15 protein-coding genes are annotated in these 19,531 nt (G+C 66.3%); 8 read left to right on the plus strand and 7 right to left on the minus strand.

Features of this window, described 5'->3' with window-relative positions:
* Positions 1–73: 73 nt before the first annotated feature.
* Positions 74–988: an aldo/keto reductase gene (locus ACWGIC_RS00225; RefSeq protein WP_452073685.1), complete on the minus strand. Its 915-nt coding sequence runs from the start codon at positions 986–988 to the stop codon at positions 74–76.
* 62 nt (positions 989–1,050) lie between these two features.
* Here ACWGIC_RS00225 and ACWGIC_RS00230 point away from each other — a divergent pair, with 62 nt between their 5' ends.
* The 5 genes from ACWGIC_RS00230 (at position 1,051) to ACWGIC_RS00250 (ending at position 7,480) form a co-directional block, all read left to right on the plus strand.
* A complete protein-coding gene (locus ACWGIC_RS00230) occupies positions 1,051–1,872 on the plus strand; it encodes an LLM class F420-dependent oxidoreductase (RefSeq protein ID WP_452073686.1) in 822 nt (273 codons plus the stop codon).
* 104 nt (positions 1,873–1,976) lie between these two features.
* Positions 1,977–3,008, plus strand: coding sequence for a class II fructose-bisphosphate aldolase (gene fbaA, locus ACWGIC_RS00235; protein ID WP_452073687.1), 1,032 nt, complete (start codon positions 1,977–1,979; stop codon positions 3,006–3,008).
* A gap of 13 nt (positions 3,009–3,021) precedes the next feature.
* Positions 3,022–3,492: a hypothetical protein gene (locus tag ACWGIC_RS00240; RefSeq protein WP_452073688.1), complete on the plus strand. Its 471-nt coding sequence runs from the start codon at positions 3,022–3,024 to the stop codon at positions 3,490–3,492.
* A gap of 58 nt (positions 3,493–3,550) precedes the next feature.
* Positions 3,551–4,207: an MBL fold metallo-hydrolase gene (locus tag ACWGIC_RS00245; RefSeq protein WP_452073689.1), complete on the plus strand. Its 657-nt coding sequence runs from the start codon at positions 3,551–3,553 to the stop codon at positions 4,205–4,207.
* A 201-nt stretch (positions 4,208–4,408) separates the two neighbouring features.
* Positions 4,409–7,480, plus strand: coding sequence for an NACHT domain-containing protein (locus ACWGIC_RS00250; protein WP_452073690.1), 3,072 nt, complete (start codon positions 4,409–4,411; stop codon positions 7,478–7,480).
* Positions 7,481–7,535: 55 nt separating this feature from the next.
* Here ACWGIC_RS00250 and ACWGIC_RS00255 read toward each other — a convergent pair whose 3' ends face one another.
* Entirely contained in the window at positions 7,536–8,924 is a 1,389-nt protein-coding gene (locus ACWGIC_RS00255) for an alpha-L-fucosidase (RefSeq protein ID WP_452073691.1), read from the minus strand.
* A gap of 220 nt (positions 8,925–9,144) precedes the next feature.
* Between ACWGIC_RS00255 and ACWGIC_RS00260 the strand changes: the two genes are divergently transcribed.
* A complete protein-coding gene (locus tag ACWGIC_RS00260; protein WP_452073692.1) occupies positions 9,145–10,905 on the plus strand; it encodes a hypothetical protein in 1,761 nt (586 codons plus the stop codon).
* Here the strand turns inward: ACWGIC_RS00260 and ACWGIC_RS00265 are convergent.
* Together ACWGIC_RS00265 and ACWGIC_RS00270 are read right to left on the minus strand one after the other, a co-directional pair.
* Positions 10,902–12,824 (minus strand): UvrD-helicase domain-containing protein, encoded by a 1,923-nt coding sequence (locus ACWGIC_RS00265; protein ID WP_452073693.1) that lies wholly within the window; start codon positions 12,822–12,824, stop codon positions 10,902–10,904. The genes ACWGIC_RS00260 and ACWGIC_RS00265 overlap by 4 nt on opposite strands.
* Positions 12,825–12,925: 101 nt before the next feature.
* Entirely contained in the window at positions 12,926–14,095 is a 1,170-nt protein-coding gene (locus ACWGIC_RS00270) for a hypothetical protein (RefSeq protein WP_452073694.1), read from the minus strand.
* Positions 14,096–14,329: 234 nt separating this feature from the next.
* Here ACWGIC_RS00270 and ACWGIC_RS00275 point away from each other — a divergent pair, with 234 nt between their 5' ends.
* A complete protein-coding gene (locus tag ACWGIC_RS00275) occupies positions 14,330–14,740 on the plus strand; it encodes a DUF3151 domain-containing protein (protein ID WP_452073695.1) in 411 nt (136 codons plus the stop codon).
* A 109-nt stretch (positions 14,741–14,849) separates the two neighbouring features.
* On the plus strand, positions 14,850–15,743 hold the full coding sequence (locus ACWGIC_RS00280) for a helix-turn-helix domain-containing protein (RefSeq protein ID WP_452073696.1): 894 nt from the start codon (positions 14,850–14,852) through the stop codon (positions 15,741–15,743).
* Here the strand turns inward: ACWGIC_RS00280 and ACWGIC_RS00285 are convergent.
* The 3 genes from ACWGIC_RS00285 to ACWGIC_RS00295 all read right to left on the minus strand — a co-directional run bounded on the left by ACWGIC_RS00285 (position 15,724) and on the right by ACWGIC_RS00295 (position 19,260).
* Positions 15,724–16,230 (minus strand): GNAT family N-acetyltransferase, encoded by a 507-nt coding sequence (locus ACWGIC_RS00285; protein WP_452073697.1) that lies wholly within the window; start codon positions 16,228–16,230, stop codon positions 15,724–15,726. The genes ACWGIC_RS00280 and ACWGIC_RS00285 overlap by 20 nt on opposite strands.
* Before the next feature lie 261 nt (positions 16,231–16,491).
* Complete coding sequence (locus ACWGIC_RS00290; protein WP_452073698.1) at positions 16,492–17,676, minus strand: GGDEF domain-containing protein; 1,185 nt, start codon at positions 17,674–17,676, stop codon at positions 16,492–16,494.
* A 324-nt stretch (positions 17,677–18,000) separates the two neighbouring features.
* Entirely contained in the window at positions 18,001–19,260 is a 1,260-nt protein-coding gene (locus tag ACWGIC_RS00295) for an MFS transporter (RefSeq protein WP_452073699.1), read from the minus strand.
* Between the last annotated feature and the right edge of the window lie 271 nt (positions 19,261–19,531).

Here is a 19,531-nt window from a genome sequence, read left to right on the forward strand (position 1 = left end):
CTGAGCCGGTTTTCGCCTGTCCGGAGGGCACCGTACAACAACCTACCCGCAGTAAGCTACTCCTCGGTAAGTATCAGTTCGACGCTTCGCCCAAAGCGGTGAGTTCGGCGTCGGTCAGATTCAGCTCCACTGACGCGAGCAGGTCGACGAGCTGTTCAGGGGTGCGCGCACTGGCGATCGGCGCGGCGACGGTCGGCTGCTGGCGGAGCCACGCGAGCGCGACACTGGCGACCGAAGCCTGATGCGCGGCGGCCACCTCGTCCAGCGCGGCGAGCACTCGTTCGCCCCGGGCGTCGAGGTATTCCAGCGCCCGCGGAGCGCGCGGGGAATCGCCCGGCTGGTCCTTCGAGCGGTACTTGCCGGTGAGGAATCCCTTTGCCAGGCCGAAATACGGCAGCGTCACCAGGTTCTCGCGGGCGACGAGCGGGGCCAGCTCTCGCTCGTAGTCCCGCTCGACAAGGTTGTAATGCGGTTGCAGGGCAACGTATCGCGCGAGGTTGTTTTCGTCCGAAATGGACAGCGCGGAGGCGAGCCGGTCCGGCTCGTAATTGGACGCCGCGATGTAGCGGACCTTGCCCGCGCGCACGAGCTGGTCGAACGCCGCGAGGGTTTCTTCCAGCGGGGTGTCGGGATCGTCCTTGTGCGCGTAGTACAGGTCGATGTGGTCGGTTCGCAGGCGGCGCAACGATTCCTCGGCCGCCTCGGCGATGTTCTTCGCGGCGAGTCCCGGCCGCTGGTCTCCCGCGCCGACCTTGGTGGCGACGACGATGTCGTCGCGGCGGCCGCGGCTGGCGAGCCAGTTGCCGATGATCGTTTCGGAACCGCCCCCGCCGCCATAGGTGTTAGCAGTGTCGAGGAAGTTTCCCCCGGCCGCGGTGTACGCGTCGAGAACAGCGAATGACGTGGGTTCGTCCGCTGTGTGGCCGAAGACGTTGCAGCCGAGGTTGAGGCCGTGGATGTCCAGTTCCGTGGAGCCGAGCTTGGTCATGCTTTCGAACCTAATCCGGCCGGGTCGGGAGGAAAACCGGGTTCTCGTGCGTTGGGCGGGGCATGGCTATCGAATTGGGCAAGCTCGGCGTGTGGCGGATGTCGGCTCAGGTGGACAGCGCGTTCGCCGCCGAGGTGGAGAAACTGGGCTACGGCACGATCTGGCTCGGCGGTTCGCCCGGCGGCGACCTGGCGATCGTCGACGAACTGCTGGCCGCGACCGAGCGGATCAAGGTCGCCACCGGGATCGTCAACATCTGGGCCGACGCGCCCGAGGGCGTCGCACAGGCGTTCCACCGCATCGAGGGCAAGCACCCGGGACGGTTCCTGCTCGGCGTCGGCGCGGGCCACCGCGAGCACACGCAGGAGTACAAGAAGCCGTACGCGGCGCTGGTCGAATACCTGGACGCGCTCGACGCGGCCGGGGTGCCCAAGGAGTCGCGCGCACTGGCCGCGCTCGGCCCGAAGGTGCTCGAACTCGCTCGCGACCGCACCGCGGCCGCGCACCCGTACCTGACCACGCCGGAGCACACCCGGGCCGCACGGGAGATCCTCGGCTCGGCGGCGGTGCTCGCACCCGAGCAGAAGGTCGTCTTCGACACCGATCCGGAGCGGGCGCGCGCGACCGGCCGCCAGACCGTGCAGTTCTACCTCGGCCTGTCCAACTACACGGCGAACCTGCGCAAGCACGGCTTCTCCGAAGACGACCTGGCCGACGGCGGCAGCGCCCGCCTGATCGACGCGCTCGCCGTCCACGGCGACGGAAAAGCGCTGGCCGAGGGCCTGAAGGCGCACCTCGACGCGGGGGCCGACCACGTCAGCGTGCAGTCGCTGGACGAGGATCCCTTCCCTGCCTACCGGGCAATCGCGGCGGAGCTTCTCTGAATCGCTCCAGTCGGTTTCGTCTCGTGTGAGGTAGGACCGGTCGGCCCGGCCGGTCCACCTCGTACGATGCCGCTGTAGAAGCCAGTCGTCTCGAGGAGGAACCGATGCCCATCGCCACCCCCGAGGTGTACGCGGAGATGCTCGACCGGGCGAAGAAGGACGAATTCGCCTTCCCGGCCATCAACGTCACCTCGTCGGAAACCGTGAACGCCGCGATCCGCGGGTTCGCCGAGGCGGAGAGCGACGGGATCATCCAGTTCTCCACCGGCGGCGCGGAGTTCGCGTCCGGGCAGAAGGTGAAGGACATGGTTGTCGGCGCGACCGCGCTGGCCGAGTTCGCTCAGGTGGTGGCGGCGAAGTACGACGTCAACGTCGCCCTGCACACCGACCACTGCCCGAAGGACAAGCTGGACGGCTTCGTCCGCCCGCTGATCGAGATCTCCGCCGAACGCGTCCGCGGCGGCGGGCTGCCGCTGTTCCAGTCCCACATGTGGGACGGTTCGGCGATCGACCTGGACGAGAACCTGCAGATCGCGCAGGAACTGCTCGCCAAGGCCGCGGCCGCGAAGATCATCCTCGAGGTCGAAATCGGCGTCGTCGGCGGCGAGGAAGACGGTGTCGCCCACGACATCAACGAGAAGCTGTACACCGCCGAAGGCGACTTCGTGAAGACGGTCGACGCGCTCGGCGCCGGCGAGAAGGGCCGCTACCTGCTGGCGGCGACGTTCGGCAACGTGCACGGCGTGTACAAGCCGGGCAACGTGAAGCTGCGCCCGGACGTGCTCAAGCGCGGCCAGGAAGTCGTGTCCGAGAAGCTGGGCCTCGCGGCCGGCTCGAAGCCGTTCGAACTGGTCTTCCACGGCGGCTCGGGCTCCCTCCCGGAGGAAATCCGCGAGGCGGTGTCGTATGGCGTGGTGAAGATGAACGTGGACACCGACACGCAGTACGCGTTCACCCGCCCGATCGCGGACCACTTCTTCAAGAACTACGACGGCGTCCTGAAGATCGACGGCGAGGTCGGCAACAAGAAGGTCTACGACCCGCGCAGCTACCTGAAGGCCGCCGAGGCCGGGATGGCGGCCCGCGTGGTCGAGGCGTCGCAGGCGCTGGGCTCGGCGGGCAAGAAGCTGGGCTGACGGGGTTTTGGTCGTGGGGAGGCCGTCTCGACTCGTGGTCGGGGCGGCCTTTCTGCTTGTTTCCGGATGTGGCAGCGGAGCGGAGCCCACGATCACCGCGGACCAGGCCAACCGGCAGGTCGAGGATTATTCGATGCAGGCCCGCCTCGCGCTGCCCGCCGAGGCTCGGTACTCGCTGTTTTCCTCGGAGCAGCGAGGGGACTGCAGCGATCCCAGCGACAACGGCGCCAAGAATCGCGTCTTAGCCAGCCGGGGCTATCGGGTCGAGGGACTGGCGAAAGACAAGTTTCCCCGGTACTTCGACGCTCTTCGCGCCTGGTGGCAGAGCCACAACTTCCGCGTGCTCGACAACAACCCGCCGAATGAATACCTCTGGGTCGAGAACAATTCGGACGGTTTCCGGATGACGCTCCAGGCGAACTCGCAGGGCGGGTTGTTCCTCACCAGCACGTCGCCGTGCGTGTGGCCGGACGGGACTCCGTAGGTGTTGACCGCTCCCCCTCGCGCCGGTTGGCTGGAGACGGAACGAGGGAGGAACCCCATTGACCTACACCGGAGTGGTGACCACCGGCGGCCCCGCTGACGTGCGGGAGACCAGCGGCCTGACCATCTCGAAAGTCTCCGTCGGCACGATCGACAACAACGCGTACCTGCTGCGCTGCCGCGCGACCGGCGAACAACTGCTGATCGACGCGGCAGCCGACCCGCAGACCCTGCTCGCCCTGATCGGTGACGGCGGACTGGCGTCGATCGTGACGACGCACCAGCACTGGGACCACTGGATCGCACTGGAGGAAGTCGCCGAGGCGACCGGTGCCCGAACCTACGCCGGCCGTGACGACATCGACGGCATCAAGGCCCGCATCGACGTCCCGGTGGACGACGGCGACACCATCCGCGTCGGCGAGGTCGAGCTGACGGCTCGGCACCTCGTCGGCCATTCGCCCGGCAGCATCGCGCTCGTTTACCGCGACCCGGAAGGCATTCCGCATCTCTTCACCGGGGATTCGCTCTTCCCGGGCGGGATCGGAAACACGGAGAAGGATCCGGTCCGGTTCGCGTCGTTGCTCAAGGACGTGGAGGAGAAGATCTTCGGCGAGCTGCCGGACGAGACGTGGTTCTACCCAGGGCATGGCGGCGATTCCACGCTGGGTGCTGAGCGGCCGAAGCTCGCGGAGTGGCGCGAACGCGGCTGGTGAAACCGATCGGTTTTCCAAGCAAACGAGGCTGTTCGATCCAGCATGCGACCTCGCTCGTGGCTACGAATCTTGCGGTTCCCCTGAGAGGCCAAGCGCCAGCACACATGCTTGGTCGGGTTGCCTAACCAGCGAAACATCTGCCGAACGCTTCACGCACAGTAGTAGCCTGGCTCTGCGGAACATTTTCGCTCAGCTACCCACATGACTGTAAGCGATCGCGCGGAGGCGGATGTGGCAAAAGGTCTGAGCTATGCCGACGCCGCCGTACTGCTCGGCAACGGTCCACAGAATCCCATCGTAGTCGCGCTGGATCGATTGTCCGGCAGCGTGCTGCTGCTGACGTCCGCGACGGGTGTCGCCCTTCCCCGTAGTCTGTTCGGTGCGAAGGCCGAGTTTTTCAAGCTGAGTCAGGATCTGGTGCGGTCCGTCGCTGGTCGACTTCGGCGCGCGAAACGTGCCAAGAGGACTGAGCTTCTGGTAGCTGCCAACTCAGTGCTCGTGATCGCGGCGTACTTCGAAGCAATGCGTGAGGTCGCCCTTCCGTTCGACCTCGACGAACTGGAGATGACTGCGCAGGAACAGGTCGCGGTCGCCACCAGCACCCATCCGGAAAAGGACCTCGCCACCGCGTTGCTGCGATCGCCGATACCGATTCCCAAACCGCAGCAGCCGTACGAAAACACCATCGCCGAGCTGAGCCGCTTCTACGATAACCTGGGACAAGCGGTGATGCGGTTTTTCTCCGGGCTCGCCGCTTGGACGCAGCTTCCCAGCGCGATCAGGAACACCACTGCGGAGATCGTCAGAACCTCGGTAACGCAACACGCCTTACGCGGGTACGAGGAGATGTTCCACCGGTTGGCGACGGAGTTCCCCGAAGTCGCGTTTTGGGCCAACCTCGTCGACCACCAAGCGACTCGTACCCAAATCCGCGAGCTGCAGATCGCACTCAACGGCCTCGCGAACACTCTGACCAGCATCGCCGCGGGCGGTCCAGCCGACGAGGTACGAACTCGGCTGGCAAAGTCTTACCAAGCGACGTTGCGCCGCCCCGTCCTGTCCTCGCGAGACGTGCCCGGCGGGGTATCGGTTCCCTTGGTCGAGGAGTCCTATATCAACCCCGACTTCCGTCTGGGAGCCGACGTTCCTGCCGAAGAGATCACCAACAGGAGCTGGTGGGATCAACAGCGCCGGCAGTCGGACCTCCAGCGCTTCCTTGTCGGCTACCTGACCAGCCCCGTCGCGACTGAGACGCCCCTGCTGGTGATGGGACAACCCGGAACCGGCAAGTCAATACTCACCCAGATCTTAGCCGCCCGGCTACCGCCCACCGACTTTCTCGCTATCCGCGTCGCGCTGCGCGAACTCGACGCCGACGCGGATCTGCAAACACACATCGAGGAAGCGGTTCGCGCAGCGACCGGTGAGAACTTGAGCTGGTCACAACTTGCCAGAACAATCGGATACGCCATTCCGGTAATACTCGTCGATGGGTTCGACGAGTTGCTGCAGGCAACTGGCGTGAGTCAGTCGAGCTATCTGGAGAAGGTGGCGGACTTCCAGCAACGTGAGATGAATCAGGATCGCCCAGTAGTGGTTCTGGTGACCACCAGAATGGCGATGGCGCACCGCGCTCGTCTTGTCGACGGTATGGTCACCGTATTACTTGAACCATTCGATGACGCGCAGATCAGCCGTTGGCTCGCTGTGTGGCAGGACAAGAACAGGACCTCTCTCGCCGCGCGCGGATTGCGACCTCTGCCGGTCGAGATCGCGCTGGCGCACCGTGATTTGACTGCTCAACCACTACTGTTGCTTCTCCTGGCTCTTTACGACGCCGAGGGCAACCCCTTGCAGCATGAGAGCGCGCATCTGGACGAGGCGGAGTTGTACGAGCGCCTGCTAGTCGCATTCGCTCGGCGTGAGGTGCTCAAATCGGGGACGGAACTCACCGAAGAGCAGGTCGGTACCGCCATCGACCGCGAGCTGAGGGTCTTGTCGGTCGTCGCGTTCGCGATGTTCAACCGGCAGCAATTGTGGGTGGCCGAGTCAGACCTCGATACCGACCTTCGGGCACTCGTAAACGCTCCAGGGGCTACTCGGGAGCACGAACCAGCGGCGCTGTCCACTGCCCAAATCACGGTGGGACGCTTCTACTTCGTCCATATTGCGCAGGCTGTACGTGGGAAAGCGGTACTGAGGACGATCGAGTTCTTGCATGGCACGTTTGGTGAGTATTTAATCGCGAGACTGGTTGTCAGTGAGCTCACGGAGCTGGTCGACGACGTCTTCTGTCACGCCGTGCTCTCCTTCGTGCCGTTGACGACGCAACCGCACACCATCGCGCTCATCGATTCGCTTGTTAAACAGCAGACAGCCTCAACCCGCGAACGCCTTGCTGTATTGGTACTGCGGCTCTTCCACGAAAGTCTGACTCCGCGGCGAACGTCAATCGAGGGTTACTGCCCTGCGCATACGTCAGCGCCGGCACGGTACTCGGCCTACTCTGCGAACTTATTCCTCCTCGCCGTCATCGTCCTGGGAGAAGTGACGACCGACCAATTGTTCCCTGTCGGGGTGCCGGTCGACGAGTGGATTAAGATCGCCCGGCTGTGGCAGTCGCAGTTACCCGTTGAGGGATGGCTCAACCTTGTGCATTCGGTAACCGTGACCCGTGAGTGGAGCAGGACGGATCGGCAAGTGCGCTTCTCGCTCGGCGGCGGTGCACCGCGATCACCGGATCCCTTCTGGGCCTACGGCTTCTCACCGGAATCGCCATATCGTAGAGGCGGACGCTTCAGCTGGGTGCACAAGGATCCAGGCACGATGCGCACCGAAGCCGCTTTCCTGTGCGCGGTCAACGAAGATACCTATCTCCACTCATTGGAACCGTTACTTGGCCACCTCGGCCTCGCGATCACCACGTTCCACGATTTCCAGCAGCGTGGTCCGGTGTCGGCCGCGCAGGCGTTGCTCTCCCTGTGGTTGTGCTCGACTTCCGGGGCCCCGTCCGAACGCCTCGCCGATGCGGCCGAGACGTGCTTGCTGATCGCGATGCACGGCTTCGCCCCGGTCGACGAGAGGACGCGGCATCATTTCCGGCTTCTGGTACTGAGCCAGTTCGTTGCGGATCGCGGCCGCCTCCCCTCAGGCTGGCTGACTCAGCTCGAGAGACGCGTGCAGTCAGAGCCAGACTTCGACGAGACGGAACGGGCCGACTTTCTCGACTTGGTCCGACGCATTGTCGGGAATCAGTCGGACAGTTCGTGGTGATCACAACGCTCGCCGGCGGCACTAAAGCGCAGACGCCCTCCGAGACCCGCACCTACTAGTCCGTCACCGAGAGCACCGCCGGAAACTCCTCTGTGAAGTCATCCGTCCGACGCACCGGCAGGTCGATCACGATCCCCTCCGCCGTACGCGCCCACGGCAACGGCCGGAAACCCCCGCCCAGAAGCCGAATCCGTGACCGACCGCTAATCGGGACATCCCCCGGCACGAGAAGCCGCGCGCCAGGCCAATGGAGCGGGATCAGGTTGAACGCGCCGCGCGTGCGGGTGTAGCAAAGGTCGCCGTCCATCGCTCGGTGCCAGGGCGTCGAACCGTAGATCGCGCGGCCGTTCAGGCGTAGCCAGCGGCCCATGTCCAGCAGGCGCGAACTCATCCAGTCCGCGATCGTGCCGTCCTCGCGCGGGCCGATGTTGAGCAGCAGGTTTCCGTTCTTGCTCACCACTTCGGCGAGCAGGCGGATCAGCTGTACCGAAGACTTGATCTTCGCCGGGTCCTCGTTTTCGTTGTAGCCCCAGGATTTTCCGATGTTCAGGCAGGCTTCCCACGGATCCGGGCGCAGGACGTACTTCTTGTTATCCCCTTCGACAGTAGCGAAATCCGCGTGCGAAGCCTCGAAGCGGTCGTTTGCCAGGACGCTCTTCGGGTGCGGGCGGTCGGCGGCGTGCCGGTAGTAGTAGGACAAGATTTCGTGGCTGCGCCAGTCCCAGTTCTTCGGACGGAAGATCGGGCCGCCGCCGAATTCGTGGTAGCCCTGGCCGTCTGCCCACAGGAGGTCCGGATCGTACTGGTCGATCAGGGTTTTCAGGTGTGCGTGCTCGTATTGCGTCACGTAGTCGGTGACCGGACGGTAGCCGGTGTAGTCGATTTCCGAGCCGGTGTAAGGGTTTCTCGGTGCGGTTCCCAGGGCGGGGTTGTAGAACTCGCCCAGTGAGTAGTAGAGGCCGCGTTTGAGCCGGGAGTGCGCGGCGGCGGAGAACAGTTCGCCGACCAGGTCGCGGCCTGGGCCCAGCCGGACGGAATTGCGGTCGGACGCGGTGTTGCGGAACAGCTGAAAACCGTCGTGGTGCTTGGAAGTCAGCACGAAATATCGGGCTCCGGCTTGTTCGAACAGTCTCACCCAGGAGCGCGGATCGTAGCGGCGGGCGGTGAAACGCGGGATGAACTGGTCGTACGCGAAGTCCGCGCCGTAGGTTTTCAGGTGGTGGTCACGGGTTCCGGTGCCGCGTGCGGGATCCGTGACGTTCATGGCGTACAGGTACCACTCCGCAGCGTGTTTGGCGTCGCCCCACGCCGCGGCTGAATAAGCGCCCCAGTGAAGGAAAATGCCGAATTTGGCGGAGGGATACCACGGGGTGGCGGCGGGGGCGGCCTGAGCCGGTGCCGAGGTGAGTCCGAGCAGTCCGGCGGTGCCCGCTGCGGCGAGCACACTGCGGCGGCTGATTCCTGCCTGGTTTATGACGCATCCACTCCGACGGTCATCAGATGTATTGGCCTTTCAGGGGTACCAGCTCACCTGGCAAGCCGGCAAGCATCCTGTCTGGTCAAGAACTATTCACAAGCATGAACACGACAGTTGGTCGATTGACTCGGCTGGATGCCTTTCTTATGGTCGAGTGGATACATCAGATCTATCGAGGGCGGCCGTCATGAGTGCAGCGTGGGAAACCAGCCGGCGGACGGCGTTGCTTGGCGGGATCGCCCTTGCGGCCACTGCGGGGACCGCGTTCGCTGACCCGAAACCCGCCGGGCGGCGGCTGCCGTTCCTGCTCGACATGGTTCAGAACAACCCCGGCGAACCGCTGTTTTCCAGTCGCTTCAACGATCCCGCGACGTTGAAGAGCTACGGCTACGACGGTCAGGTGATCAACGAGTTCACCCCGCCGCAGACCGCGATCACCTTCGAGACGTTCGATGAGCGGATTTTCCCCGCTGGCTCACCGGGCCGCACCTGGGTCGAAGCCACTGCGAAAAAGATCGACGCGCACTTCGCGCGAGCACACGCGGCGGGCATCGCGGCCTATTTCTTCACCGACATCATCGTGCTGCCGAAGCGCCTAGTCGAACTGTACGGCGACCAAATCCTCGACAGCAAAGGCCGCATCAGCTTCGACCGTCCGCTTACTCAGCACATCCACCGGCTGATGCTGCGCGAGATCTGCGCGCGGTTCCCCGGCCTGGACGGAATTGTCGTGCGCACCGGCGAGACTTACGTGCAGAACGTGCCGTTCCACACCGGAAACAACCCGATCACCAACGGCGCCGCCAGTCACCTGACCCTGCTCGGCATCCTGCGCGACGAGCTGTGCGTACGCGCTGGCAAGCGAGTCTTCTACCGCACCTGGTCCACCGGAAGCGACAAGCTGACCAGCGACCCCGACTTCTACCGGCAGGTGACCGACCAGGTCGAAACGCACGAAAACCTGGTCTTCTCGATCAAGCACACCGAGAAGGACTTCTGGCGGACCATCCCGTTCAACCGCACCATCGGCGTCGGCAAGCACCGGCAGATCATCGAGGTGGAATGCCAGCGCGAGTACGAGGGAAAGGGAGCTTTCCCGAATTACGTGATCGACGGTGTGGTCAACGGCTTCGAAGAATTCCGCGCCCAGCCGCGCTCCGGCCCGATCGGGCTCGCCGAGGTCGCCGGCAATCCGATCATCGCCGGAATCTGGACGTGGTCCCGAGGCGGCGGTTGGCGCGGGCCGTATCTTCAGAACGAACTGTGGTGCGACCTCAACACCTGGGTAGTCGCCCGCTGGACCCGCGACACCGGGCTCGGCGAGGAAGGGGCGTTCACCGAATACGCGACGACGCGGCTCGGCTTGCACGGCGACCAGGTCCGCCGCTTCCGTCGGCTGGCGTTGCTGTCGGCGGCCGCCGTGCTGCGCGGGCATTACAGCGTGGTGCACCCGATGGGCAGGCTGATGTGGACCCGAGACCAGTTCCTCGGCGGCTCCGACAAGGACCTGACCAGTGATTACGCCGCGATCGTCGCGGCCGGGCGGGTCGAACCGGTGCGGGCGGAGAAGGCCCGCGCAGCACAGATGTGGGACGAAATCGTCGCGCTGTCCGGCACGCTTCCGCTACGCGACCACGCCGACCGGACGTACCTGCGAGTGTCAGCGCGCTATGGCCAATCCTGGCACCGGGTGGTGCACCACGGTTGGGAAGTGATGCTGCGCGGCTACGCCGGCGGATACAACAAAGCCGTAATGTGCTACCACCTGGCCCGCTACGACGCGGAATGGCAACGCTGGCAACGGCTTGCCAAGACCGAACCGTCCTGCGCGACGCTGTATCAGCCGTACAGCTTCGGGCCGAAAGGTCCAGACGGGCTGTACAACGCCGATCCGGAACACGGCATCAAACCGGCCACCGACTATTACCGCCGTCTTCTGTCCAGTTAGGACTTTACGGTCGCCCACCAGAGATAGTCCCGCGCGCGAGTGGCGGCGACGAGCCGTTGCCGGTTCCGCAGCTCGCGTTTTTCTTGCTCCGTAGCGGGGTCTTCCGGCTCGGGATGCACGAAGTCCACGACCAGCACCGCACGGAAGTCCAGTCCTTTCGCCTTGTGCACGGTCCCCGCGTACAGCCGGTCGCCGGTCTCGCCGGTGTGATGTTCGATCGGCCGGGTGGAGACACCGGCCTGCTCCAGCAGCTTCCGGCACTGCTGGGCGTCTTTGTTGCTGAAGGTGATCAGCGCGGCCTCACCGTGCGGAATGTCGAGGTCTCGCACCGCGGCGGCCAGTGCGTCCGGAAGCTCGGATTCGGTGCCCTCCCAGGACTTCGCAATCCCGCCTTCGTTCACCGCGGCCGCGTCGCGCAGTGCGACCCCGGCCGCGCCGTCCAGGTCGTCGACCTCGTTGAGCGCGGTGATCCGCCGGGCGAAATCCAGGATGCCGACGCGGTTGCGGTAGTTGACTTTGAGTACCTCGCCACGGCCCTGAACGGGGATCCCGGCGTCGGAAAGCCGCCAGCCGCCCGGATAGACCTGCTGCTGGCCATCACCGACGAGCAACAGCTGATTCGGCCCGTCACCGGCAATTGCGAGCAGCAGCCGCAGGCCGGTCAGCGTCATGTCCTGCACTTCGTCGACGACCACGGCGGCGTACGGCTCCTCAATCGGTTGCCGTTCAAGCTCTTCCAGCGCCTTGGTCAGCAGATCGTCGAAGTCGTGAGCGTCTCGCTCCGCCAGGTTCTTCTGGTAGTCCAGGTACACCTGCCAGACCGTGGCGCGCTGGCGGCTGTCGAGACGTCGTCGCCGTCCGCGGCGGACCACCCGCTGGTATTCGGCGAGAGTCTTGATGCCCCTGCCCTTGATCACCCGGTGCACTTCGTCCGCCCAATAATGCGGCCCATCGTCCTGGAGTTCGCTGCTGTGCGCTTTCCAGGCGAGACTGAACGAGGTCTCGAACGAGATGTTCACCTGGATTCCCCGGCTGGCGAGGAACGCGCTCGCCCAGGAGTGCAGGCTGACGAACTCCGCCCGATCCGCCATCTCCGGGGCCAGCCGGCGAAACGCGGTCTCGTTCACCGGCGGCAGATTCCGCACGAACGTCGTGAACAGCAACGGACCCGTGCTCCGGCGTCCCGCGTACCGAAGCCGATGCAGCGCCACCACGGTCTTGCCCGTGCCGGCCGGTCCGCTGATCCGGGCCGGACCGCCGTAGTTCCGCGTCGCCAGCGCCGCCTGGTCCGGGTGCAGGAACGTCATCCACGTGTCGAACGGCCGCTCCACCGCCGCCGCCAGCTGATTCTCGGCGACACTCGTCGCGGAGAGCAGCTCGAAAGGCTCCTCCGCCCCGGCTGACGGCTCGATCTTCGGCCAGTCGTACCCGTCCAGCCGCGGTCGCAGCGCACCGGCGATCCGCGCGGCTTGTTTGGCGGTCAGATGCACGGTGTCGCGCCGGAAAAGCTGATCCAGCCGGGAAGCGGGCAGCGACCAGAACGGCCCGGCGTTGCGCGGCCCGGCCGGGGAATCCGGGGCGCCGATCACGACCGGGGTGACCGCGCTCGCGGCGACGCGCCGCTCGCCCGGAAGCGCCAGCCCGGCGAACCGTTCGTCGACCTGGCGCAGCACCGCCCGCATCGTCTCGGCATCCGGGGCTGGATCAGCGACAACAATGGCGAACACCCCGACCCGGCCGATCAGGTAAGCGTCCGCGGCCGGCGCCGCTCCGGTGTGCACCGCGAGATGCCAGCCCTCCGCGGTGCGGGCCACCAGCTCGGCGAAAACATTGCGCTGCAAGGAATTCAGTCCGGGATACCGCTCCGCGACCAGGTTCGCGGCGAGCTGCCGCTTTCGGGCGTGCGAACTGAGCGCCACGGAACCCCCTCCCCGAGGTTACTGCCGGTGTCCGCAGTATTCCGGAAAGGAGCCGTCCCGGAACGAGCATGATCGCGAATCACTCGAATGGCAGCGTCGTCCTACGCCGCGACCGCGCGCCGGGAAGCCCACCACTCCTTCGCCGGACCGGCCCCGGCCCACAACGCGAACACCGCCACCACGGCGACCAAAGCCGTCCAATACGCCACCGGCGGCGCGGACTCCGTCTGCTGTTCCCCGAGCAGCCAAGGCCGCAGCTGCGACTGCACCCAGAACGCCCCGTACCCGAGCACAGTCACCAAAACCGCCCCCGCCAGCGCGGGTCGCGGCAGAAGGAAGGCTAGATCCACCGCGAGCCCGACGGCCAGCAGATAGAACGGCACCGTCGACACCGGGAAGCCCAGCGCCAGCAGCAGCGGCCACATCACGGCCCGGTAGGCGACATACGCGCCGGCCACGGTCAGCGCCGCCCAGCGCCGTCCGACGGTCTTGCGGGCCAGCACGAGGATCAGCGCCGAAACCCCGATGCCCCACAGCGGGTACACCCACTCCGGGATCGGCATCGTGAAGTGCAGCACCGCGGGCCGGTCCACCGGGTGGCCGATCTGGTTGGCGGCGAAGGAAAGCAGCGTCGGCTCCGCCTCCGGCGCGCCGCGTTCCCAGGCCCGCAGGCCGAGGATGCCGTACTCCTGCTGTCCGTTCGGGAAGAACGTGTTCTCCAGGAAGAACGCCCACAGCGCGAGCAGCACCCCGGTCCGGAAGCGGCCCGGCGGGGACAGCCGCAGCCAGCCGAGCAGGACGCCGGCCTGCATGATGCCGGTGCCGAGGTACAGCATCATGTGCGACGGGCTCCACGCGGTCAGGTCGAGGCCGTTCACGCGGTGGTTGATCACGTCGAGCGGCGCGGCGACCAGGAACACGATCAGCCCGGCCTGCATGAGCCGCAGCGAGCGCCGGTCGCAGCCGAGGCCGGTGTAGCTGTGGATCGCCACCAGCACGACGATGATCACCGTGCCGACGGTGTTGATCAGGTGCGGCGGGGCGAGGTCGTCGCGCAGCCACTTGAAGTGCCACGACATGTCCCACGACGACCCGACGAGCTTGAACGCGAAAGCGGTCAGCCACATGCCGTAACAGAACCGCAGCACCCACGCCGGAGTCGGCTGTCCCGGCGCGCCGCGGTGCCAGTGCGTCGCGAAGAAAAGCCTGGTCTTGCCAACGGGTCCGCGCGGGACCGCGGGGCCGGCGACGTCTTCAACCGCCTTCGTCATAGGCGCCATCATCCCCTGCCGCAAGAGCAGGCGACGCGAGAAGGGGCAAAAACCGGGGTTCACCCCTACGGGTGGCGGACTTGCCCGTGCGCGGCCCGGCACGGCAGGGTGTCGGCCCATGATGCCGAAACGAGCCGTCGCCGCTGTGCTGATCGCCGCCCTCGTGCTGGCCGGCGGAGGCGTGCTGACCAGCCTGTTCCTCTGACCCGCTGGCATCGTGGGCACAATGGCGGCATGACGCACAACCTGCTGGGCCCCGAGCCCACGCTGCTGCCCGAGCACACCGAAGCGCAGGCCGCGCTCGACTCCGGGACGGACCCGTCCGCCGTGGCCGCCGAACACCCCGACTACAGCGAGGCCTGGGCCACGCTCGCCGAGCGCGCGCTCGCCGACGGCGAGACCGTCGCCGCGTACGCCTACGCCCGCACCGGCTACCACCGCGGCCTCGACCAGCTCCGCCGCGCCGGCTGGAAGGGTTTCGGCCCGGTGCCGTGGGCGCACCGGCCGAACCAGGGTTTCCTGCGCGCGCTCGCCGCGCTCGGCCTGGCTGCTGAGCGCATCGGCGAGTCCGAGGAGCACGAGCGCTGCAAGACGTTCCTCGCCGATTCCGACCCGGCGGCGGCCGAGGCGACCGGCCTGAAGTGACACTGGGCCGCCGGTCGCGGCCCGGAAAACCGGGGCGCGACCGGCACGTTGCCCACCTTCGGGTGACAGCCTGAGGTGTTCGCATTTGGTGACACCTACAAAGGCGGCCATGCGAGGCACGGCCATGCTCACCCCCCGGATCCGCACCCTCGGCACCGCACTGCGCGAGGCCCGGATCGACGCCCGTTTCGGACTCCGAGAACTCGCCCGGCGAGTCGGCACCAACCCTGCGCTGGTGTCGAACTGGGAGCTGGGACAACGGATTCCCGCGCTGGAGGACGTCGCGGGCATCCTCGGCGCGCTCGGTGTCGTCGGCGCGGAGAAACAGCGGATCCTGCAACTGGCGCGCGGCACCGCCGAACCGGGCTGGGTCGCCCGCGGCAAGCAGTCCGACCCGGACCACCTCGGCGGGCTGCTCGCCTGCGAACGCGCCGCGACGTCGGTCGTCGAATGGCAGCCGCTGCTCGTGCCGGGACTGCTGCAGATCCCGGACTACGCGCGAGCGCTGTTCCTCGCCGACGGATTGCCGCTGAAGGACGCGGAACGCCAGGCGGAGCTCCGGATGATGCGCAGGCCGCTGGTGGTCGGCCCCGGCGCGATCCCGTGCGAGGTGTTGCTGGGCGAGGCGGCATTGCGCAATCCGATCGGCGGGCCTTCGACGATGGCCCGGCAGCTGCGGTTCCTCGCCGACCTGATGGCGACGTCGGCGAAGCTGTCGGTTCGCGTCGTGCCCGCGGGCAACGGCGGGCATCCGGGCCTGGCGGGCCGGTTTTGCGTGTACCACGTGGAGGTCGGCGATCCGATCGTCTACTTCGAGCACCAGCACTCGGGGGCCTTCCTCCTCGACGAGGGGAACGACACCTACTGCGAGGTCGCGGACCGGATCCGCGACATCTCCCTTGGCCCCCGCGCGTCGGCGGCGTTCGTGCAGCGCACCGCGCAGCAGTTCCGGGACCTCGCCCAAGGGAAAACCCCGGAGGGGCCTACGGATATGTTCGGTTAGCGGGTACGTCGACCGCGATCCGCAGTTCGCTGTGGAGCAGGTTTTGCGACACCGCGAATCCGTGCCGCAGATAGGCCGGGATCGCGCGATCCGAGGAGTGCACGGTCACCCGCTCCAGCCCGGATTCCGCGGCCAGCCGCAAAATCGCCTCGATCAGGAGTCCGCCGACGCCGCTGTCGCGTGCTTCCGGCACGACGTACACGCATTGCACGTCGCCGCAGACCCGCGAAAAGTCGTGCGGCGTCGGCACTCTGGGGGTGAGGGCGAGGAACGCCATGCCGAGCACGTGCTCGTCTCGGACCGCTACCAGACACCGATGAGTTTCGGCGTGTGCGCGGGCCCAGGCGGCGAATTCGCGGAGGAATTCGGTCCGATCGCGTTTCGGCGGACCGTCTTGGTCACTTACCCAACGCCAGCGCAACGCGGCGACGGCGGCGAATTCGTCGGTGCGGGCGAGGCGGATTTCGGTGGCTGGCACGGGCGGCACTCCCGGATTCCCGGCTGTGGGGCGGTTCCGCTTGGCATAGTTGCTGGGAGAACTCGCGGGCAGCCACGGCGGCGGCAGAGAAGCTTGTACCGGTCCTTCGATGCCCTAGTCGCCAAAGCCGTGGAACGCGAGGTGATCACCTCAAGCCAAGCAGAAGCCAGCAAGCTCCTCTACGGCGAACTGGACTGAGCTTCCCTGCCGCTGGCAGGTGAAGGATGGACCCGGCCGGCCGGGGGAGGGTGCCGGCCGGGTCCGAGGCTCTCAGGCGACCGCCGCGAGTTCCCGGGTTGGAGCGACCGAGCCGACGACCCGGTTGCGTCCGCTGTTCTTCGCCGCGTAGACAGCGGCGTCGGCCGCCGCCATCACTTCCTCGATGCTTGTCCCGTCCAGCGGGAACGCCGCCACCCCGATCGACGCGGTGCGGTTTTCGATCGCGACTGCTTCGCCTTCGTTCGTCTGCGTCGGGATCACCAGCTCGCTGATGCGCTGCCGGATCCGTTCCGCGGTCACGATCGCGTCTTCTTTGGACGTCGACGGCAGCAGCGCGACGAACTCCTCGCCGCCGAAACGGCCGACGAGATCGTGTGCCCGGGTCTCCTGTTTCACCACCGCGGCAACGGCTTTGAGCACGTCATCGCCCGCGAGATGGCCGTACGTGTCATTAATCCGCTTGAAGTGGTCGAGGTCGATCATCAGCGCGCCGAAGCTGCCGTTCTCGCGCTCGGCGCGGGAAATCTCGCGCTGCGCGCCGTCCTGCCAGGTGGTGGCGTTGAGCAGCTGGGTTTTCTGGTCCGTCGTCGCGAGTTCCTCGAGCCGCTTGATCAGCATCGACCGCTGCAGCACGTACAGCGGCAGGATCACCAGCACCGACAGCAGCGGTTCATGGCTCAGCACCATCACGAGCAGCCCGCCGACGCACAGGGTCGCCAGTTCCAGCAGGTTGTCGTCCATGGTGCCGAGACAGGATTCGGCCGTCGCCTTCGCCGGGTCGGTCAGGTACAGACCAAGGCCGGTCAGAGCGGTGTTGACCAGGAAATAGCCGAGCGCGCCCGCGACCACAGTGGCGACGCTGTCGCCGTCCGCGAGGTGTCCGGCCAGCGCGGCGCCGAAACCGGACAGGATCATCGTGGTCGCGTTGGCCGCGACGCGGTGCGCCTCACCGGGGCGCGTGCCGTGCCAGCTGCGGAACGCCAGGTAGACGTAGATGATCACGCCCAGCGCGGCGACCAGCTGCGGCGGCACCAGCAGCGCCGCCGGAAGCAGCCACACCGACGTGACGGTGATGTGCGGGCCCTGGCTCAACATCCGGCGCTGCCGCTCGATCTGGCGGGTGACCTCGGTCTGCGCGATCGCCAGGCCGGCGAGCATGCCGAGGATGCCGATCTCGCCGAGGCTGACCGGGAACACCAGCGTGCTCACCACGGTGAGCACCACGGTGACGGCCATGCTCGTCAGCGTGACCGCGACCCACTGTCGCGGTCGGGACCAGAGCGACCACCGGGCAACCGCATCGCGCAGCCCCAGACGTGAAAATTCCCCCAATGTGACCATTTTTCCCCCCGGGTCTTGCGCGGATCTCCAGTGACACTCGCCTTACTCACAGTTTCAGACCGTTTGCCGCCTGTCCACAAGGGCCTTAGGTGTGTACATTTTTCCCGAACACGCCGGATGAAGGGTGACCAGCGATGCGCAGCAAGGAACAGTGACCGCGTAGCAGCACCGCAAGGTCGCGCAGGTCAGAGCCTCACGCGCGGGGCATGTCGGGGTAGTTCAGGCATGTTCGGCGCGTGTGGCTTCCTTCGCTGACCCGCCTTCAGCCTGTCCGGAAACGCTCCGCTGCCACGCGATCGCGAGCGGAATCGTAATGAGCAACCCGGCCAATCCGAAGATCCCGACCGTCGTCTGGGCGCTCACGTGGTCCGCGATGACCCCGCCGATCAACGGAGTCACGCCCATTGTCGTGGTCAATCCGGTGTTCGACAGCCCCATCGTCTGCGCCCGGCTCTCGTCCGGAACCGCGACCGTCAGCGAGGCGGTCGCCTGCAGCAGCGCGATCGTGCCGAAACCGCCGGAAATCACGAACAGGATCACCGAGACGATCGGCCCCGGCTGCAGGAAACAGAGCAGCAACGGGATCGCGGCGAGCGCGGTCATCGGGCCGATCAGCTTCGGCCGGATCCCGGCGGGCACCCAGCGCGTGTAGACGAACGTGAAGATCACGCTGCCCACCGGGTCGGCGGCGAGCAGCAAGCCGATCATTTCGGACCCGCCGCCCGAGGAAGCCACGTAGGGCGCGGCGATGCCCTCGTACACCGGCATCAGACCGGCGAGCCAGGTGAAGACCATCAACGAACGCAACGCACTGGTCGCGAACGCGACGCGGCCGCCCGCGCTCAGCGACGAGAAGAACGGCTTGCGCTTTTCCCCGCTGGCCGCCGCGGGGCGGGCTTTCAGTCCGAAGCGGAGGAAGAGCGCGGAGAGCACGAAGGTGCCCGCGTCGAGCACCAGGGCGAGGTGGGCGTCCATCGCGAGCAGCAGCGCGCCACCGCCGGCGAAACCGAGCAGCTGTGCGGATTGGACCGTCATGCTCCGGATGCCCATGCCGACCACGAACCGGTCGCCTTCGAGCACCTGCGGCAGCAACGCCAGCTGAGACGCCTTGAACGGCGGATTCAGCAGTGAAACACAGCCGACGAGCACGCATAGTGCCCAGAACGGCAGTCCGGGAATGGCTACGCACAGGATCAGCGCCGCGCGCGTGAGGTCGACAGTGACCATGACCGCCCGGCGCGGGAAGCGATCGGCGAATCCGGTGAGGAAGATGCCGCCGAGCAGCGACGGGAAAAACGTGAGCGCGTAGGTGAGGCCGGTCAGCGTCGCGGAACCGGTGTTGGCGTAGACCAGGACGGACAACGCGACCCGGGCCAGCTGGTCACCGGCGATCGACAGCAGTTCGCCGAACCACATCGCGCGGAACTCGGCGACTCCGAACACCTCGCGGAACGTGACCCGGTGTGGTGCTGTCGTCATGCGTGTTCTCCCCGCTGCTGTGTGCGGACTGTGCCGCACTAGTGACCAACGGGTGACCCTAGAACCTCCTGGTCACGGGCCGGTCACACGAAGTGAGTTGTCAAGCTCAGTGTCTCGTGACTGTTGGTGATTCTCTAGGTTCTTTCGCCGGTATCCGACAGGTCACGATCAGTTCGCCACGTGTCCAGACGATAGCGCTCCGCACTCTCGGCTGGGGCCAGATCGATCTTTGTGGTTTGTGACACATCCTTTCGGGTGGACCGTCCGCAGA

The sequence above is a fragment of the Amycolatopsis sp. NPDC054798 genome, assembly GCF_053611505.1.